Consider the following 16,727-nt stretch of genomic DNA (forward strand, 5'->3'; position numbering starts at 1 on the left):
TGGCTTGAGCCGATATGTTGCTTTTGGCTTTTCTCCGGTATCTCCGGATACTCTCTGAGAAGCTCAAAAAAACCGAAAGACTGGCGAACAAACTTGCTGACCTCTTATTCTGTAAAATGGGTTTCAAGGTAGACAATGATCTTTGCATAACCTGTTTGGACGCGCTTGGTCCAAACAATATCTAAAGCCATTTTTTATATTTTGACATCACTTCCTTGTGGGGAGTTACCTCGTCATGATCTGCTTGGGCAAGACCTTCTGCTATTTCGGCCCGCTCTTCCGCGTCGATCTTATCCCACCAGTCCGCTTCTTTTTTTTCTTCAAAGAAATGAACTCATTAAGTATTTTGACATCATTAAGCCCAGCAATCCATTCTATCAATCGCAATTTCTCTGCCTGAATGTCCATATCAATCCGTTTTTTTCAAAACAACAATTTATTGGCTCAATCCATTCTTCAATGGATGGATTTGAAGAACCGGCTCCACCTGATTTTGTTGAACATGGACTTGTGTTTTTCCAATGAAAGCCACAAAAACCAGGCTTTGCCCACCACGTGATCTTCGGGAACAAAACCCCAAAACCGGGAATCAAGTGAATCATGACGGTTATCTCCCATCATAAAATAGTAATCCTGACGAAAGGTATAGCTGTCCTGCCTTTGCCCGTCTACATACAAATCATTGCCTTCTATATTCACATTTTTCAGTCCTTCAAATTTCTCGATGGTATAGCCATATTTACGGACGTTATCCTCATCCAACGGGATGGTCCAGCCTTTTGCCGGAACCTCCAATGGACCGTAATGATCCTTGTTCCATCCAAAAAATGCCCCATCGGGGAAGATGTTCGGATCCCCCTGACCCGGTTTGTTGGTTCTTTTTTTCACAGAAGAAACCGCAGGCGATTTTTCCAATTCTTCTACCATTTCGGCCGTAGCAAACACGAAATATCCGGAATTATCAGAAAATGGATAATAGCTGTCCGGGTTGATGCCGTAACGGTCAAAGAATTCCATATTCAGTGTTCTGTTGGTCATCACGTCATAAGAAAACTGCATTTCCCCGGGATTTTCTGTAGGAGTACCGTTGATGTATATCTGGGTATCCCGGATCTCAATCACATCTCCCGGAATGGCCACCGCTCTTTTGATATAATTGGTTTTCAGATCTGCAGGGTGCCAATATTCCTCGGGATAGTTGAATACGACCACATCATTTCTTTCAATACTGGAAAAGCCAGGCAACCTATAATAGGGCAATTGTATGGCATCCGAATAGGAAGGGATTTCCGTCCCCCATATCTTCTGGTGGGTCAAAGGTACCTGTAGAATGGTTTTGGGGATTCTGGTTCCGTAATGCATTTTGCTCACGAAAAGAAAATCCCCCACCAGCAGTGATTTCTCCATGGAAGCAGTGGGGATGGTAAATGGCTCCAACAGCAACCACCTTATCAAGCTGGCTGCTATGACTGCAAATAAAAGGGCATCCACCCATTCTCTTATAGCTGATTTCCTCTGGTTCTTTTTGCTCATTTTCCGGTTTTATTAAAAGGTCAAAAAATCATTCATATCCAATACTCCCTTTTTGTCCTTTATCCATTCGGCCACCAATACGGCTCCCAATGCAAATCCTTCCCTGCTGTGGGCAGTATGTTTAATTTCAATGTCGTCTATTTTTGAGTGGTACGTGACGATATGGGTGCCGGGAGCAGGATCTATCCTCTTTGCTACGACAGGAAGTTCCTGATCTTCAACCTTTTCCTCTTTAACCAACTTCCAGGTTTTAACCTTTTCCATTTCTTCAATGATTCCTTCAGCCAATGTAATGGCGGTCCCACTGGGTGCATCTTTTTTTTCCGTATGGTGAACTTCTTCCATGCTTACTTGATAATCACGCTGATCGTTCATAAGCCTGGCCAAAAAGCGGTTGACTTTGAAGAAAATATTAACACCTATACTGAAATTGGAAGCATAAAAAAACGCACCTTTTTGCGCTTCACAAAGTTTTTCTATTTCGGGTTTCTTTTCAAGCCAGCCGGTGGTGCCACTTACCACAGGTATATTGTTTTGCAAACACCATCGGATATTGTCGTAAGCTGCCTCCGGTTGGCTGAATTCAATGGCTACATCCACTTTGGCGGTGTCCAGCGTTTCCAGGTCACTTACATTTTCTATGTTAATTCTGGCTGCTATCTTATGTCCTCTTTCTTCGGCAATTTGGGAAATGATCCTGCCCATTTTCCCGTAACCCAAAATCAATATGTTCATCATCAAAATTTTATTTTCAAAGATATTCCCACCGAGGCACTGGAGGCCATAATTGGTTCTACCGATGGTTCTATTTTAAAACTCAAGTCGTCACTGACATCAAAACCGGCCAAATGCGCGTCCACAAATGCATCAACTGCCCCAAAAGCGTAGATGGCGCCAAACACCAAATATATGGCGTCCCTATTCCTCCTCCAATAATTAACGTTCCTCACGATACCGTCCTGATTGAGATTGGGAAATGGATTAGGTTCTGTTCCTTCCCTAATGATATCCAAAGCAACCAGAAAACGTTGATACCTCCTATTATTGAATTCCAGAAAGTATATCGAGGTAATCACTCCTCCATATAATATGGGAAGTTTCCATACTTTTTCATTATAAACCTGACCAGCTCCGGGAAGCAGCAGAGACAGCCACAAAGCTTTATTCGGATCCTTGTATTTTGGAGAAGTTTCCTCAGGTAGCGTCTCCTCCTTTCTTTCCACCGTATCACTTTCTACCTGTGCATTCCCCTCACAGATGCCCAAAAATAATAAAATAAAAACTACAATAGTATTTCTACTATAAACTATTATCCGCTTCATTCCATCCCCCTCCATAAAAAACCCGGCAAAGCTCACGGTGGTGGTCAGATCAATTCAAGAATTTCAAGAATACGGTTAAGATCACTGGTGGAGTGAAATGGAATCTTGATCTCGCCTTTGTCCTTAGCATCTGCCTTTAAAGAAACTTTAGTGCCAAAATGGGAAGCCAGCTTTTGTTGCAGTTTATTGATCTCATATTTTTTTACAGGATCCATTGTCCCTGTTTCCGGTCTCTCCTTTTCCTCCCCGCTGTTGTTAAGCGCTTTCACCAAGGCCTCAACTTTCCTCACACTCAATTCTTCGGCCACAGTCCGTTTATAAATGGCAAGCTGCCTATCCACATCCTCAATATTGATGAGCGCCCTGGCATGGCCCATGCTGATTTTCTGGTCCCTGATACCCGCCTGGATATCAGGAGGAAGCTTCAATAACCTTAGGTAATTGTTTACCGTAGTCCTGTTTTTGCCGACCCTATCTCCCAACTGCTCCTGCTTCAAATCACACTCTGTCAACAACCGCTGGTAAGAATGTGCTATTTCGAGGGCGTTAAGGTTTTCTCTCTGGATATTTTCTATAAGCGCCATCTCCAGCATCTGCTGGTCATTGGCTGTCCTGATGTAAGCAGGGATTTTTTCCAATCCTGCAAGTTTAGAAGCCTGAAATCTCCTTTCTCCTGAAATCAACTGGTACTCGTTGTCAGCCAGTCTCCTTACAGTAATGGGCTGGATAATCCCCTGCACGGCTATGGACTCAGAAAGCTCCTGCAAAGCTTCTTTATCAAAATGTGTCCGTGGCTGGAAGGGGTTTACCTGGATTTCTCCGAGAGGAATCTCGAATATCCCGGCCACGGGATTAGCGGCTTTTTCTGTCTCTGCGTTACCCTTTTGAGGAGAGTCCTGAAGCAATGCCCCCAGTCCTCTCCCCAAAGCGCTCTTCTTCTTGCTGCTTTTGTTGGTTTTGACGTTGGTTTTGTTTTCAGCCATGCTGTATTTCTTCTATCAGTTTACTTTAGCCATGCCGTTTTTTGTGGCAATTTCGTTAGCCAGGTTAAGGTAAGACACCGCCCCCTTTCCCGTAGCATCAAATGCGACTGCCGGCATCCCATAACTTGGAGATTCACCCAATTTGACATTTCTCGGTATAATGGTTTCGAAAGTCATATTCTTAAAATGCATCCTGACCTCTTCCACCACCTGATTGGAAAGTCTCAATCTAACATCATACATGGTCAAAAGAATCCCCTCAATTTCAAGTCCCTGGTTAAGGCGGGTTTGTATGATCTTGATGGTATTCAGCAATTTACCCAGACCTTCCAATGCAAAATATTCACACTGAACGGGAATGATGACGGAGTTGGCAGCTGTCAATGCATTGATCGTAATCAAGCCAAGTGAAGGCGAACAATCAATGATCACAAAATCATAATCTTCCCGTACCTCCTGGATCACTTCCTTCATTTTTTCCTCCCGGTTATCCAGGTTCACCATTTCCACTTCAGCTCCTACCAAATCGATGTGCGAAGGAACCAAGTCCAGATTCTCAATTTCCGTATGGATGATGATGTCCTTAATTTCATCTTCGTTTACCATACATTCATATATGCTGGTACTGATGTTTTTGGGATCATATCCGAGGCCTGAAGTTGTATTGGCCTGGGGATCTGCATCTATAACCAACGTTTTATATTCCAAGACAGCCAAACTGGCCGCAAGGTTCATAGCAGTGGTTGTTTTACCAACCCCACCTTTCTGATTTGCAATCGCTATTACTTTTCCCATTATTTCTTAAAGGGTGATACTTTCTCCAATATTAAGTAAAACCAGTTCTTTCCCGGCAGTTGTTGCTGTTTTTTTTGCGTGGTCCTTATCTATTTCCACATAAGGGAAGGTGTCATAATGCATTCCGATGATTTTGTCCGTGCCCACAAAATCGGCGGCCCTCACCGCATCTTCGATTCCCATTGTAAAATTGTCTCCGATCGGCATGAGGGCAAAATCAATTTCAAACTCATCCGCTATCAGCTTCATGTCATAAGTAAGGGCCGTGTCCCCCGCAAAATAAAAAGTCCGGGATTCGCTTTGAACCACAAAACCTCCTGGATTGCCGCCAGGACTTCCATCGGGGAGGGTGCTGCTGTGGATAGCGTTAACATATTTCACTTTCCCAAAATCAAATTTTTTAGCCCCACCATGGTTCATCGGATGAACGTTTTCAATTCCCTTATCCTGAAACCAGCTCACCACTTCAAAATTTGAGACCAAAGTGGCGCCACTGCGTTTGGCTATACTTTCCACATCTGCTACATGGTCACTATGACCATGGGTTACCAATATAAAATCCGGATGGAGATCCTCTGTATTTATGTCTTTGGCAAGTTCATTAGGTGTAATGAACGGATCAAATAAAACCTTTTTACCCCCAATTGTCGCAATAAATGCAGAATGTCCTAAATAAGTCAATTCTATCATGTCCTTTGTCAATTTTAGTTCACGAAAGGTTTACAAATATATCATTTAAATCGAAACTACAGAGAGGAATTTTTCCAAATGAGGGTTCATCCAACCCATAAATCATTCAATTTAAACGGTTTAAAACATTTTATTAAGGACAAAGATTGGGATTAAAAAGTTACGATACAAAAAGAGGGACATGTAATCCATGTCCCTCCGGCCGTTTTGTGAAAACTTATCACATCTTTTTTCTTTTCTTTTTTGGCGCTGTGTTTTTTGTTTCAGCAGCCTTCATGGCCTCTTCCAATCTCATTTGGAACTTTGATTTTTTCTTGTTGGCATTCTTGATTTTGCTCTCTTCGATTTTCTGTCTGATTTTATCGTCATCCACAAATTGCTTGATCAAAGCCTGCTGCCCAAAAGTCACCATATTGGAAACAAAATAGTAGAAGCTCAATGCTGCTGGAAAGGAATTAAGCACAAACATGAACACTACCGGCATGATATAACCGATGTTTTTCATTGGTCCCTGTGCTGTGGTCAGCTGGTTATTGAAATGCGTATAAGCCAACTGTGACAGCGTCATCAAGAGGGTAAACAAACTTACATGCGCGCCATAGAAAGGAATCGTGAAAGGCAGATTAATGATGGAATCGTAAGTAGAAAGGTCATGTGCCCAAAGAAAGGACTCCTGCCTCAACTCAATGGAGTTCGGAAAGAAAAAGAACATCGCCAAGAGGAAAGGCATCTGCAGCAGCATCGGCAAACACCCGGAGATGGGACTCACCCCCAACTTGCTGAAAAGCTTCATCTGCTCCTGCTGCATCTTTGCCTGGTCTTCACCGTACTTCTCCTTCAGCTCATCAATTTCAGGCTTGATCACCCGCATTTTAGCCATGCCGATATAGGACTTATAGGTAAGCGGCAACAAAAACAACTTAATGATGAAAACAATCAGGATAATGATCACCCCGTAATTGTCGAAGAAGTTTTCCAACCAGTGAAACAGGTTTACGATGATGTATTTGTTTACCCAACTCACAAAAAAGTACCCCATGTCCACGTTCTTGTCAAAATCAGGGGCCACTCTCCGAAGGATGTTATAATTGTTGGGGCCAAAATAGTAGCTCACTTCGCCATCAGTGGGCAGGACCAGTGTGGCATACATGTTCTTTTCCGCTGATTCATCCAGCGGCGTATCCTGTGCCAGGTTTCCGCTTTGGAAACTATCATGAGCGATAATACCGGAAGTGAAAAAACGCTGTTTAAAGGCGACCCACTTAAGCGGCTTGCTCACCTGATCGGCATCTTCGGAATTACCGGTAGTCAGGTAATCATAAGAGCCATCAACCGTATAGTAATTCATGTAGGTCTTCCTTCTGGATTCTTCGAGGTCTCCTTCCAACCGCTTCAGTTTACTTTCCCAGTTTACCGTAAGATTTTGATCCGCCAGCTGATTGCTCAACCCTTCTGTGGTCAGCCTATGGTTTAATAAGAAACCTTTCTCCGGAAGTGTATAAACCCTTTCCAGCCTTCCTGAGCCGGTATTGGCCGTGAAGACAACCTGCCTGGCGGATTGTCCATCCACCTCTGAGCTCCTTTCGGATGCTTCGAAAAAAAGCCGGTTAACACTCAGGTTCCCCTGGGATGTATTAAGCTGGTAATCAATGGTACTGCTTTCGGAATCCATCAATATCAAGGGATTTTGGGCCCAAGTCTTGAAGTTCTTCAGTTCCACATATTTTATTTCACCCCCTTTGCTGGAGAATATTACTTTGATGTCCTGATTTTCCAGCACGACTTCCTTTTCCACACCTTGTGTTAAAGCGGCAAAAACACCGTACTGTTGACGGAGTCTTTGGTCAGTCACACTGTCCACTTCATCTGTCCGGAAAGTGCCGTTCTCTTCCCCATCTTCATCATAAGACCTTAACTCTGTCTGTGAAGGAGGGGTCTGCTGTTCGGCCGGTTCCGGCGGATTCGCAAAAAAGAGAGAATATACCAGAATGACCGCCGCGAAAAGGATAAGTCCTGTCGCTTGATTTTTATCCATAATTCAATAATTTATTCATTGGGCACGGGCCCTTAATTTTAGCTCTGAAATGATGGTTTATTTGTCCTGTTTTCTGTCAGAAACCGCTTTGATAAAGCGCACAAACAAGGGATGCGGATTGAGAACCGTACTCTTGTATTCCGGATGAAACTGAGTCCCCAAATACCAGGGATGGTCTTTAAGTTCTATGATTTCCACTAATCCTGTACCAGGATTCCTCCCTGCTGCCAACATTCCTTTTTCTTCAAATTTACTAAGGTATTTATTATTAAACTCATACCGGTGCCTGTGTCGTTCCGTTATTTTTGGTTTGCCATACGCTGTGCCTGCCTTGGTACCCTTCACCAGTTCACATGGATAAGCTCCCAGCCTCATGGTACCACCCATCTGGGTAATGGTTTTCTGGTCTTCCATTAGGAAGATTACCGGTTCCTTGCAATCCGGATCCATTTCAGTGGAACAGGCGTCCTTCAACCCCAACACATTTCTGGCAAACTCAATAACGGCAATCTGCATTCCCAGACAAATCCCAAAATAGGGAATGAGATTCTCCCGGGCATATTTAGCTGCCTCAAGTTTACCATCCACACCCCTTAAACCAAAACCCGGCGCAACCAGGATCCCATCCATTTCACCAAGTTTTTTGTCTACATTGTCCTTGTTGATCTCCTCCGAGGAGATCAGGTGCAAATTTACCCTGCATTCCAACGATGTCCCCGCATGGATGAAAGACTCGATAATAGACTTATAGGCATCAGGAAGAGATACATATTTTCCGACCAACGCGATTTCCACTTCCTGGGTAGGGTTTTTGAGTTTCCCCAAAAACTCCTTCCACTGTTCCAACTCCGTATTCGTTTTGGAAGGTATTTTTAACCTGCTCAACACCCTCTCATCAAGTTTCTCCTTTTTCATGAGCAACGGGACATCATAAATGGATTCCGCATCCATGGCTTCTATGACACAGTTGAGTTGCACGTTACAGAATAAGGCGATCTTCTTCTTCACATCGAGCGGGAGATGCATCTCCGTCCGGCAAACCAAAATATCCGGTTGTACCCCTGCCTCCAAAAGCTGTTTGACAGAATGCTGTGTAGGCTTGGTCTTCAGCTCTTTGGCCGCCGCCAAATAGGGTATAAGCGTAAGATGAATTACCAAGAAGTTATTGGGACCCAGATCCCATCGTGCCTGCCTCACCGCCTCCACAAAAGGCAATGATTCAATATCTCCCACACAACCCCCTATTTCCGTAATGATGACATCATATTTTCCATTCTGTCCCAACTTGTAGAAGTTGTTCTTGATCTCATCGGTTATATGGGGAATTACCTGCACGGTTTTGCCGAGATATTCCCCTTTTCTCTCCTTGGTAATGACATTGTTGTAAATCCTTCCCGTCGTCACATTATTGTCCTGGGAAGTTGTCGTATTCAGGAAACGTTCATAATGACCTAAATCAAGATCGGTTTCCGCACCATCCTCCGTTACGTAACACTCCCCATGTTCATAAGGGTTAAGGGTTCCCGGGTCAATATTAAGGTAGGGATCAAATTTTTGGATGGTCACCGATATGCCTCTGGATTGTAACAGTTTGGCAAGAGAAGCAGCAATTATACCTTTTCCAAGTGATGAAGTAACTCCACCCGTGATAAAGATGTGTTTTGTAGACGAGGCCATAAGAACGGTTGTATGAAATTTTGTTTAGATTCTTATGGGGCTCAAAATTAGACAAAATTATTGATTTGATGACGGTGATTAGCGGTAAAATTTTGTCAGTTCTAACAGTGGTCCTTTAAAGGTTTAATTATCAATTCTATGATTGAATGCCAAAACATAAGGCATAAATGTTTAAAAAAACCACTATGGGCACAAAACATCAAGATTATCCGTACGAAAAACCATATGGGAGAAAATGCCGAAATAACAAACTCCAGACATTCACGGACAAATCCTTACCACCTTACTGGTTGAAAAGACCATTCAGGATGTATCTTTTTCATTTCGGTTTCATCATCCCTTTTCCTGAATCCACAGCGAAGGTAATTTTGGTGGAGTCTATCCAAAACATCCCTGTCTATTTCCACCCCTAAGCCCGGGCCGGCAGGCACGGCCACTGCTCCTTCTTCAAATTTTAACTTTCCTCCCTTTATCACTTCGTCCGGTTGCCAGGGATAATGGGTATCCAGTGCATATGGCATATCAGGTAAAGCGGCACCCAGATGCACCATCGCAGCCAAAGATATACCCAGGTGGCTATTGGAATGCATGGACAAATCTCTGCCAAATGTCCGGCAGATGCGCGAAAGCTCTATGGAAGCCCGCAATCCTCCCCAAAAATGGTGATCGCTCAATATGATATCCTCGGCCCCTAACCGTATACTGGAAGGTATGTCGTCAAATGATGTCGTACACATGTTGGTGGCCAGCGGAGTACCCAGCTGCTTTCTTAACCAAGCCATATTTTCCTGACCTCTTACCGGGTCTTCCAGATATTCAAGGATGGGCTCCATTTCTTTACCGTACCGGAGCGCGGTCTCGGGTTTCCATATGGCATTGGGGTCAAACCTTAAAGGGATTTCGGGACCGAATTCCCGAAAAAGCGCATGCATACTATCTACTTCCAACCTGGGCTCAAAAGCGCCTCCCTTCAACTTGATGGATTGGAAACCAAAATCCTTACACATTGCCTGAGCCTGTCTGACGATACCTTGAGGATCCACCGCTTCCTCCTGTCGTGCCGCGGCCCATCCGGCTTCCCCCGGGGATTTGCCAAAACCCTGCTCCCCCCCGGCACCTTCATACTTAAAAAACAGATATGCTGCAAACGGTACCCGATCGCGCATTTTACCGCCTAACAGATCCACAACAGGACGGTTGATTATTTTGCCAATGATATCCAGGCATGCGACTTCTATCGCGCTGAATACATGGACCAATTTCCGTTGGTCCCAAGGCGTGTCTCCCCTTTCCATAGCGGACTCTTTCCCAAAAAAACGGTCCAGACGACGCTGTATATCGGACAGGTGAAAAGGATCACTCCCCACGATAATATCTGCGGCATTCCCCAAAGACTGGTCTATTTGTTCATTTCCCGGAATCTCGCTGATTCCGCTTACGCCATCCGCGGTCACCAATTCCACAATGGTGCGCAGCGCATAGGGTGCATGCAAACCCGCCGCATTCAAAAGCGGCGGATCCACAACGGCAATGGGGGTAATGCGTATTTCCTTTATGACAGGACCTTTTTTGGCACTAAAATTTGCAATTTGCATAGGTATGGTGTCTATAAAAAGTTATTCAAGGTTGGCCAATTTTTCCATTAACAACGCCAGGGCACTATGGTCTTTTTCGCCTTGATCAGATGCCAATACAGCATCCATATGACTCGCCACCAAAGCAGAGCCGTAAAGCGGTACAGAAAACTCCTTACCCGCCATCAGGGCGATATTCATGTCTTTTCTGTGTAATTTGATTTTAAAACCGGGATCAAAGTTCCTGTCAATGATACGCTGGCCATGGAGGTCCAATATGCGGCTTTGGGCAAAGCCTCCCAACAAAGCTTCTCTCATCTTTTCAAGGTTCACACCCGCTTTTTTTGCCAGGGTGAATGACTCCGCCACCGCCTGTATGGTCATGCCCACAATCATTTGGTTACAGGCTTTGGTCATTTGGCCTGCCCCGGCATCCCCTATGAGGACCGCACTTTTCCCCATTACTTCAAAAAGCGGCTTTACTTTGTCAAAAGCTCCCTGACTTCCTCCCACCATGATGGAAAGCGTTCCCGCCTCCGCTCCTACCTGACCACCGGAAACCGGTGCATCCAATGCCTCAACCCCTTTCTCTTTCAGAGCCGCATCTATTTCCCTAGCCGTGGACGGGGAAATGGTAGACATGTCTACGAAAACAGAACCGGGTTTGATGCCATCAAGAACACCATCCTTTCCAAGAACTACTTCCTTTACCTCCGGAGAATCAGGCAACATTGTAATCACTATTTCTGAGTTTGCCGCAACTTCTTTACAGGTGGAAAATGCTTCCGCACCCTTATGGGTCAAATCCCCCGCAGCCTTGTTCTTGTCCAGCACAATGATTTCATAGCCCGCCTCCATTAAATTCAAGGCCATCGGTTTTCCCATAATTCCTAATCCTATAAATCCTATTCTTTGCATGGTTAATTGGTTTTATTAAAAATATTGGTTATCAGTTATTTACGTATTTAAATTTAAGTCAAAACTATAATGGTTCAGCGCCTGCTTTCAATGAGCCAACGCGGGGTAGTATCCTCAGGAGGAGTACATCCTTAACCCATGCCTGAACTGTAACAGAAGGTGTCCGCCTTCTTTTTTAAGCGTCATCAGATACAGCCTGCAGCAAAGCAATGATATAACCGTAAGCAAAAGAAAACGCCTGAAGGTTAGCTCCTTCCGCTTCGTGATAAGGCACATGGTCGGGCATCACCATACCATCATATTCCACATCCCTCAAAGCCCTCACCACATGGAAGAAATTCATGTCTCCGTTATCCGGATAAACTTCCTGAAAATTATTCCAGCCGCCTTTAATATTTCTTAAATGCACGTTGAAAATCTGTTTTCGGTTTCCTACCCAATCGATAATAGGGAAAATATCATTTTTGGGATCTTTCAAGCCCTCAGCTATGGATCCAATACAGAAATTAAAACCGTGATAGGGACTGTCATATAGCTGGGCAAACCGCTTTATTCCCTCAAACACATCCGGGCTATTCCATCGGGTAACACCCCTAAATCCCTCTGGGGCAGGAGGATCCGCAATGTGGTTGGCGAGTTTCACTTTGTATTCCTCTGCCACAGGGAGTATTCTATCCAAAAGATAAGTAATTCTTTCGAAAATCTCATCAATTCCCACGTTTCCCGCCACCGTAAGCGGCTGTTCGGTTTTCAGGGCTTCTTCATAGTTCCATGTACTGTAGGTTGCATTACCACGCTTGGGATCAATTGTTCTTGCCGTTCTCAATACCGGCAAAATCGTGGTATTATAATTCAACAAATGTACTCCGGTTTTAGCCGACACTTCTATCATTTGTTGCACCATCTCAATCTCTCTGTCCCGTTCAGGGCTTTTGCCTAACATGATATTGGGTACGGAGACCCTGTCGATCCCGGCGGAGGTCAATGGAAGGTGATAGGCATCCAGGCTAATGCCGTATTTCTCACATGCCTCTCTTTTCTTTAGAGAATCCTCCAGGTCCCACCCTTTTCCTTCGATAAAAGCCGGCATCCCTCCGTCCAGATGATAGACACCATGCCGGGCCTTGAATGCCAGGTTCTCCTCAGAAGTTCCACCCGATTGACATCCAACCTTCATCAATACTTTGGGAACCGCTTTTTTAGGTTCTTTTTCGCTGTTGTTTTCACTTGAAGCACACCCTGTCAAAGCAGTGCTTCCTGATGCTACTGCTCCGGCTGTTCCCGCAGCAAACAGCTTTACAAACTTCCTTCTCTGGAGATCATTTGATTTTTTTTTCATGGTATCCTGGGTTTTAATATTCATAGTGAACTAAATCATACAATCAATTCAATGGCAATAGTTTGGCAGCGATCATGACCACGAGAAGACCGGCCACTCCCATGATGGTCAACAATGGGGAAAAGGTCCGCAAAGCTTCCTTTTCCGTCAGATTGCTCATCTTGCAGACAATCCAAAAGCCGCTGTCATTCATCCAAGGGATCAGCTTGGACCCGCAGGCAATAGAAAGTCCGAGGTACAAATGGTGATAATCCAGGGTTGCCTGGGACATTCCTGACATAATTCCTGAAGCCGTGATCATGGCTACTGTTGCCGAACCCTGGGCCGTCCGTACCAACGCCGTGATAAAAAAAGCCAAGGGAATAAGGGCGATTTGGTAATCCTCTGTCATAGCAGCTATCCGCATGCTGATTCCTGTCTGCTGCAGCATAGCCCCAAATGCACCTCCGGCTGCAGTGATCAGTATGATCACCCCGCCGCTGGTCAAGGCTGCTTGAACAGCGCCTTTTAACGCTTCCTTCTCTTTGTTTTTCATCAAAAACAGGGTAAAGAGGGCGGCCAGCGCCCCAAGAATCAAGGCAATGTTTTTCTCCCCTATAAAATAGATCCCCTCCCATACAGGATTCCGCCCACTTGGCACAGCACCAACAAAAGTATCTATAGCGGCCCTCGCACTGATAAAAACCAGAGGAATCAAAATGGGAGAAAGAGAGAGGAACAGACCGGGCAGTTGGTCTTTACCTTTCTCAGCCAAAGATTGTATCTCTTTTAAGGGGGCATCAAGGGAGTCACGCAAAGGGATCTCCCATTTTTTATTGGCCCACACGGCAAAAACATACCCCGCCAAAATCGTTATCAAACCCACCAAAAAACCTCCTATCATCATCATGCCTATGGGAATGTCCATTTCAGCAATCAGAAACAGCGGACCAGGTGTTGGCGGGACTAGGGAGTTGGCCATGGCCGCTCCTGCAGTCACACAAAGTACGAGGAGCAAATAGCTTTTTTTCAGCCGCATTGCCATGGCTTTTGCCAAGGGAATCATCAGGTAAAATACTGTATCAAAAAATACCGGAATCCCGAGAAAAAAACTGCTGCTCAAAAAAGCGAAGGGAGCCTTACTTTCACCTGTAATTCCCAAAATTGATCTTACTATCCGTTCTGCCGCCCCACTTACCAACATACATTTCCCAATAATGGCGGCCATGGCTATCAAAATTCCAATCTGTCCGGCAGTAGTCCCAAAAGCGGTAGCCACACGCTCCCCAATAGATCTTTCAGCCAAAGTTGAGGCTTGGGCAGCAGATTGGCCTTTTTGAAGCGCATAAGCGACAATGGAAGCATCCGGGGTCATCCAGGCCACCACCAATGCAGCCAGCAGCAATGCTAAAAATGGATTCAATTTGAGCCCAATGATACCGCCTACCACGATGACCATTCCCACTAATAAAATAAAGAAGGGGTCCTGAATCATCAACCTATCTTGATTTGGGTAAAGAGGTTTTCTTCATGCAATTCAGGTTCTTCGCCAAATCCCTGGCTCCCTGGGCCACGAAAGTGGCATCAGACCCGCAGGCTATCAACTGTATCCCCATATCCTGATAAACCCGAAAATCTTCGGGGTTAAAGATGAGAATGCCAGTTGCTTTTCCAGCTCTTCTTGCTGCATCAAGAATTTTCCCCAGCGCTTCCTGAAATAAGGGATGATCTAATTGTCCGTAGATACCCAATGCCATACTCAGATCCGCGGGCCCGATAAACAACACGTCCACGCCATCTGTAGCCGCTATTTCGTCCAATTCATCCAATGCTTCCCGGGTCTCTATCTGGATCACACCAAGTATATTTTCCCTGATACCCGTGGAGTAGGCATCAAAGTTCAGCCCAAAACCCGTAGCCCTCACCATCTTGGCTACTCCCCTAATCCCTTGAGGCGGATAATGTACCCCTTTTGAAGCTTCTTCCGCTTCTTTGGCGGTTTTGATACGGGGGCACATAACACCTTCTGCTCCCAGGTCCAACACCCGGTGAATCCTTTCTTTCTGAAAACTTTCCACCCGCACAATAGCGGCAGCCCCCGTGTGTTCGAGTGCCTGAAGCTGGTGGAGCAGTATCTGCTGCTCCCCTGCTCCGTGTTCCAGGTCTATCAATACCCAGTCAAAACCGGACATGCCGACGATCTCCGCAGTTAAAGAACTGCCAAGGTTAAGCCAGCATCCGGACAAAGTTTCTCCTTCTTGTAATCTTTTTTTGATACCCTTCATTTGGTTTGGTTTATTGTTCAATTAGATTTCAGTAAAAAATAAGGATTATCCACCAAAATACCTATGGCACATCCCACCAAACCCTGGTATCCATGATATTCGGTCCCTGCCTGCTGACCGCTTGCTGTACATTGGTTGCATTGACGTTGATTTCGGCATCTGTATAAGTCAGTCTCCTGATAAAATCCTCTGTTTGAAGATCACTCCCCGGATAGTTATTGGGAGACAATATAGGATAGCCGCTTCTTCTGAAATTGGCCCAGGTCTCTGGCCCTAAAAGGAAGGTTGCCACCCAATATTGGGTATTGATCTGTTCGAGTTCCCTTCCTGGTTCCAGCGGGTTTGCCTGCAAATAGGCTTGGATGGCCCCTTCAGAAATGGCCACGGAAGCTCCGTAATTTGCCAGTTGCTCCATATGGGCTCTTATTCCATTTGAATAAAGTACTCCCGCATCACCCTGCGTCCAGCCCCGGTAAACCGCTTCAGCCAACAAAAGCTGGGTCTGCCCATAAGTCACCAAAAAACTGGGAGCCTGGGGATTGGCCATTCTCGTCCTATCCAGTTGACTGTAATCCCATAAGCTTACCAGGTTGCTGGCTTCTACCGCCTGACTGACCGTTGTGTTATCATATCCAAGAGGCATCCCTATTTGGATAGCCGGATCCCGGTTAGCCACACTTTCATTTTGGGAGGCGCCACTGCTGGCTCCTACATAGCGCACCGCTATGGAAGCCAACCTGGGGTCATCATTCTCCTGAAGAAAGGACACGAAATCCTCTGCTAAGTAAAAAAAGGCCGATTGTCCTCCATTCAACTGGGCTCCAATATTATTGGTGAAATCGGCGGTATGCCTGATAACGGCGTTGTCATCATTGGACATCATCAGTCCTCCGGCCACCGATTTAGCCACAAACTCCGCCGCCTTGGTCGGGTTGACCTTGGATAACCGCATGGCAGCCCTCAGCAAGAGCGAATTACCCAGCCGCTTCCATCTGTTCAAATCCCCGGAATACAAAACCTCACTGGGAACTCCAGGCCCTCCCGGGTTAATGGCCGCAGATGCTTCCTCCAATTCTTTTAAAATAGCATCATAAACCTGCTCCTGAGGGTCATATACCGGGTTGGTAATCCCTTCCCGAAAAACCTTCCCCGCTTCAAAATAAGGAACATCTCCATAAGTATCGGTCAAAAACATAAATGTATATGCTTTCCATATGCGGATCAACTGGTGGAGATTGTGATACTCAGGCTTGTCCAAAGTAGCATGATAAGCATCCTCCAGGTCCTTTATCATATTTCTGTACCCCCTCTGCCAATTGCCCGCGGCTACACTTCGGTTATCCTGATTAAAGTTAGCAGCTGCTCCTACCCCACTGAAAGGAGTGATCATCTGTTTCACAATGGTGGTTTCATAACTCAGGTTACCGTAAACAGGCGCGCTGGCTACAATGGCCGTATTCAGCTGGTAAACGGGTTCTATAGCCGTCAGCGCATTGGGATTGATATTCATTTCATCAAAACCGCTGTCGCATGATGCCCAAAAAACCAGGCCCGCCGCTACTATATATATTTTTAAATTTTTCATGACACAATGGAA

At 45.3% G+C, this 16,727-nt stretch carries 14 protein-coding genes; all 14 read right to left on the reverse strand.

The window, feature by feature from the left end; genetic code table 11:
- Positions 1–456: 456 nt before the first annotated feature.
- On the reverse strand, positions 457–1,533 hold the full coding sequence (gene lepB, locus ACFPFU_RS19910) for a signal peptidase I (protein ID WP_377067390.1): 1,077 nt from the start codon (positions 1,531–1,533) through the stop codon (positions 457–459).
- Between the two features lie 12 nt (positions 1,534–1,545).
- The gene (dapB, locus tag ACFPFU_RS19915; protein WP_377067490.1) at positions 1,546–2,268 is read right to left on the reverse strand and encodes a 4-hydroxy-tetrahydrodipicolinate reductase; all 723 of its coding nucleotides are present in this window, start codon (positions 2,266–2,268) and stop codon (positions 1,546–1,548) included.
- A gap of 2 nt (positions 2,269–2,270) precedes the next feature.
- Positions 2,271–2,855 (reverse strand): DUF5683 domain-containing protein, encoded by a 585-nt coding sequence (locus ACFPFU_RS19920; protein WP_377067392.1) that lies wholly within the window; start codon positions 2,853–2,855, stop codon positions 2,271–2,273.
- 44 nt (positions 2,856–2,899) lie between these two features.
- Positions 2,900–3,838 carry a ParB/RepB/Spo0J family partition protein gene (locus ACFPFU_RS19925; protein ID WP_377067394.1) on the reverse strand — a complete coding sequence of 313 codons (939 nt, stop codon included), beginning with the start codon at positions 3,836–3,838 and terminating at the stop codon, positions 2,900–2,902.
- A 15-nt stretch (positions 3,839–3,853) separates the two neighbouring features.
- Positions 3,854–4,633 carry a ParA family protein gene (locus tag ACFPFU_RS19930; RefSeq protein ID WP_377067396.1) on the reverse strand — a complete coding sequence of 260 codons (780 nt, stop codon included), beginning with the start codon at positions 4,631–4,633 and terminating at the stop codon, positions 3,854–3,856.
- Positions 4,634–4,639: 6 nt separating this feature from the next.
- Positions 4,640–5,323: a metal-dependent hydrolase gene (locus tag ACFPFU_RS19935; RefSeq protein ID WP_377067398.1), complete on the reverse strand. Its 684-nt coding sequence runs from the start codon at positions 5,321–5,323 to the stop codon at positions 4,640–4,642.
- Between the two features lie 220 nt (positions 5,324–5,543).
- On the reverse strand, positions 5,544–7,358 hold the full coding sequence (gene yidC / locus ACFPFU_RS19940; protein WP_377067400.1) for a membrane protein insertase YidC: 1,815 nt from the start codon (positions 7,356–7,358) through the stop codon (positions 5,544–5,546).
- Positions 7,359–7,415: 57 nt separating this feature from the next.
- On the reverse strand, positions 7,416–9,035 hold the full coding sequence (locus ACFPFU_RS19945) for a CTP synthase (RefSeq protein WP_377067402.1): 1,620 nt from the start codon (positions 9,033–9,035) through the stop codon (positions 7,416–7,418).
- Between the two features lie 275 nt (positions 9,036–9,310).
- Positions 9,311–10,630, reverse strand: coding sequence for an enolase C-terminal domain-like protein (locus ACFPFU_RS19950; RefSeq protein WP_377067404.1), 1,320 nt, complete (start codon positions 10,628–10,630; stop codon positions 9,311–9,313).
- Between the two features lie 21 nt (positions 10,631–10,651).
- Positions 10,652–11,527, reverse strand: coding sequence for a 2-hydroxy-3-oxopropionate reductase (locus tag ACFPFU_RS19955; RefSeq protein WP_377067406.1), 876 nt, complete (start codon positions 11,525–11,527; stop codon positions 10,652–10,654).
- A gap of 175 nt (positions 11,528–11,702) precedes the next feature.
- A complete protein-coding gene (locus tag ACFPFU_RS19960) occupies positions 11,703–12,866 on the reverse strand; it encodes a mannonate dehydratase (protein WP_377067408.1) in 1,164 nt (387 codons plus the stop codon).
- Between the two features lie 43 nt (positions 12,867–12,909).
- A complete protein-coding gene (locus ACFPFU_RS19965; RefSeq protein WP_377067410.1) occupies positions 12,910–14,340 on the reverse strand; it encodes a GntP family permease in 1,431 nt (476 codons plus the stop codon).
- A 4-nt stretch (positions 14,341–14,344) separates the two neighbouring features.
- Positions 14,345–15,130: an HpcH/HpaI aldolase family protein gene (locus tag ACFPFU_RS19970; protein ID WP_377067412.1), complete on the reverse strand. Its 786-nt coding sequence runs from the start codon at positions 15,128–15,130 to the stop codon at positions 14,345–14,347.
- Between the two features lie 61 nt (positions 15,131–15,191).
- On the reverse strand, positions 15,192–16,715 hold the full coding sequence (locus tag ACFPFU_RS19975; RefSeq protein ID WP_377067414.1) for a SusD/RagB family nutrient-binding outer membrane lipoprotein: 1,524 nt from the start codon (positions 16,713–16,715) through the stop codon (positions 15,192–15,194).
- Between the last annotated feature and the right edge of the window lie 12 nt (positions 16,716–16,727).

The sequence above is a fragment of the Negadavirga shengliensis genome, assembly GCF_042652345.1.
Lineage (GTDB): Bacteria > Bacteroidota > Bacteroidia > Cytophagales > Cyclobacteriaceae > Negadavirga > Negadavirga shengliensis.

Bases quoted from the DNA above. Each gene is read 5' to 3' on its own strand.
- lepB (WP_377067390.1), bottom strand. From the start codon at position 1,533: ATGAGCAAAAAGAACCAGAGGAAATCAGCTATAAGAGAATGGGTGGAT.
- dapB (WP_377067490.1), bottom strand. From the start codon at position 2,268: ATGAACATATTGATTTTGGGTTACGGGAAAATGGGCAGGATCATTTCC.
- ACFPFU_RS19920 (WP_377067392.1), bottom strand. From the start codon at position 2,855: ATGAAGCGGATAATAGTTTATAGTAGAAATACTATTGTAGTTTTTATT.
- ACFPFU_RS19925 (WP_377067394.1), bottom strand. From the start codon at position 3,838: ATGGCTGAAAACAAAACCAACGTCAAAACCAACAAAAGCAGCAAGAAG.
- ACFPFU_RS19930 (WP_377067396.1), bottom strand. From the start codon at position 4,633: ATGGGAAAAGTAATAGCGATTGCAAATCAGAAAGGTGGGGTTGGTAAA.
- ACFPFU_RS19935 (WP_377067398.1), bottom strand. From the start codon at position 5,323: ATGATAGAATTGACTTATTTAGGACATTCTGCATTTATTGCGACAATT.
- yidC (WP_377067400.1), bottom strand. From the start codon at position 7,358: ATGGATAAAAATCAAGCGACAGGACTTATCCTTTTCGCGGCGGTCATT.
- ACFPFU_RS19945 (WP_377067402.1), bottom strand. From the start codon at position 9,035: ATGGCCTCGTCTACAAAACACATCTTTATCACGGGTGGAGTTACTTCA.
- ACFPFU_RS19950 (WP_377067404.1), bottom strand. From the start codon at position 10,630: ATGCAAATTGCAAATTTTAGTGCCAAAAAAGGTCCTGTCATAAAGGAA.
- ACFPFU_RS19955 (WP_377067406.1), bottom strand. From the start codon at position 11,527: ATGCAAAGAATAGGATTTATAGGATTAGGAATTATGGGAAAACCGATG.
- ACFPFU_RS19960 (WP_377067408.1), bottom strand. From the start codon at position 12,866: ATGAAAAAAAAATCAAATGATCTCCAGAGAAGGAAGTTTGTAAAGCTG.
- ACFPFU_RS19965 (WP_377067410.1), bottom strand. From the start codon at position 14,340: ATGATTCAGGACCCCTTCTTTATTTTATTAGTGGGAATGGTCATCGTG.
- ACFPFU_RS19970 (WP_377067412.1), bottom strand. From the start codon at position 15,130: ATGAAGGGTATCAAAAAAAGATTACAAGAAGGAGAAACTTTGTCCGGA.
- ACFPFU_RS19975 (WP_377067414.1), bottom strand. From the start codon at position 16,715: ATGAAAAATTTAAAAATATATATAGTAGCGGCGGGCCTGGTTTTTTGG.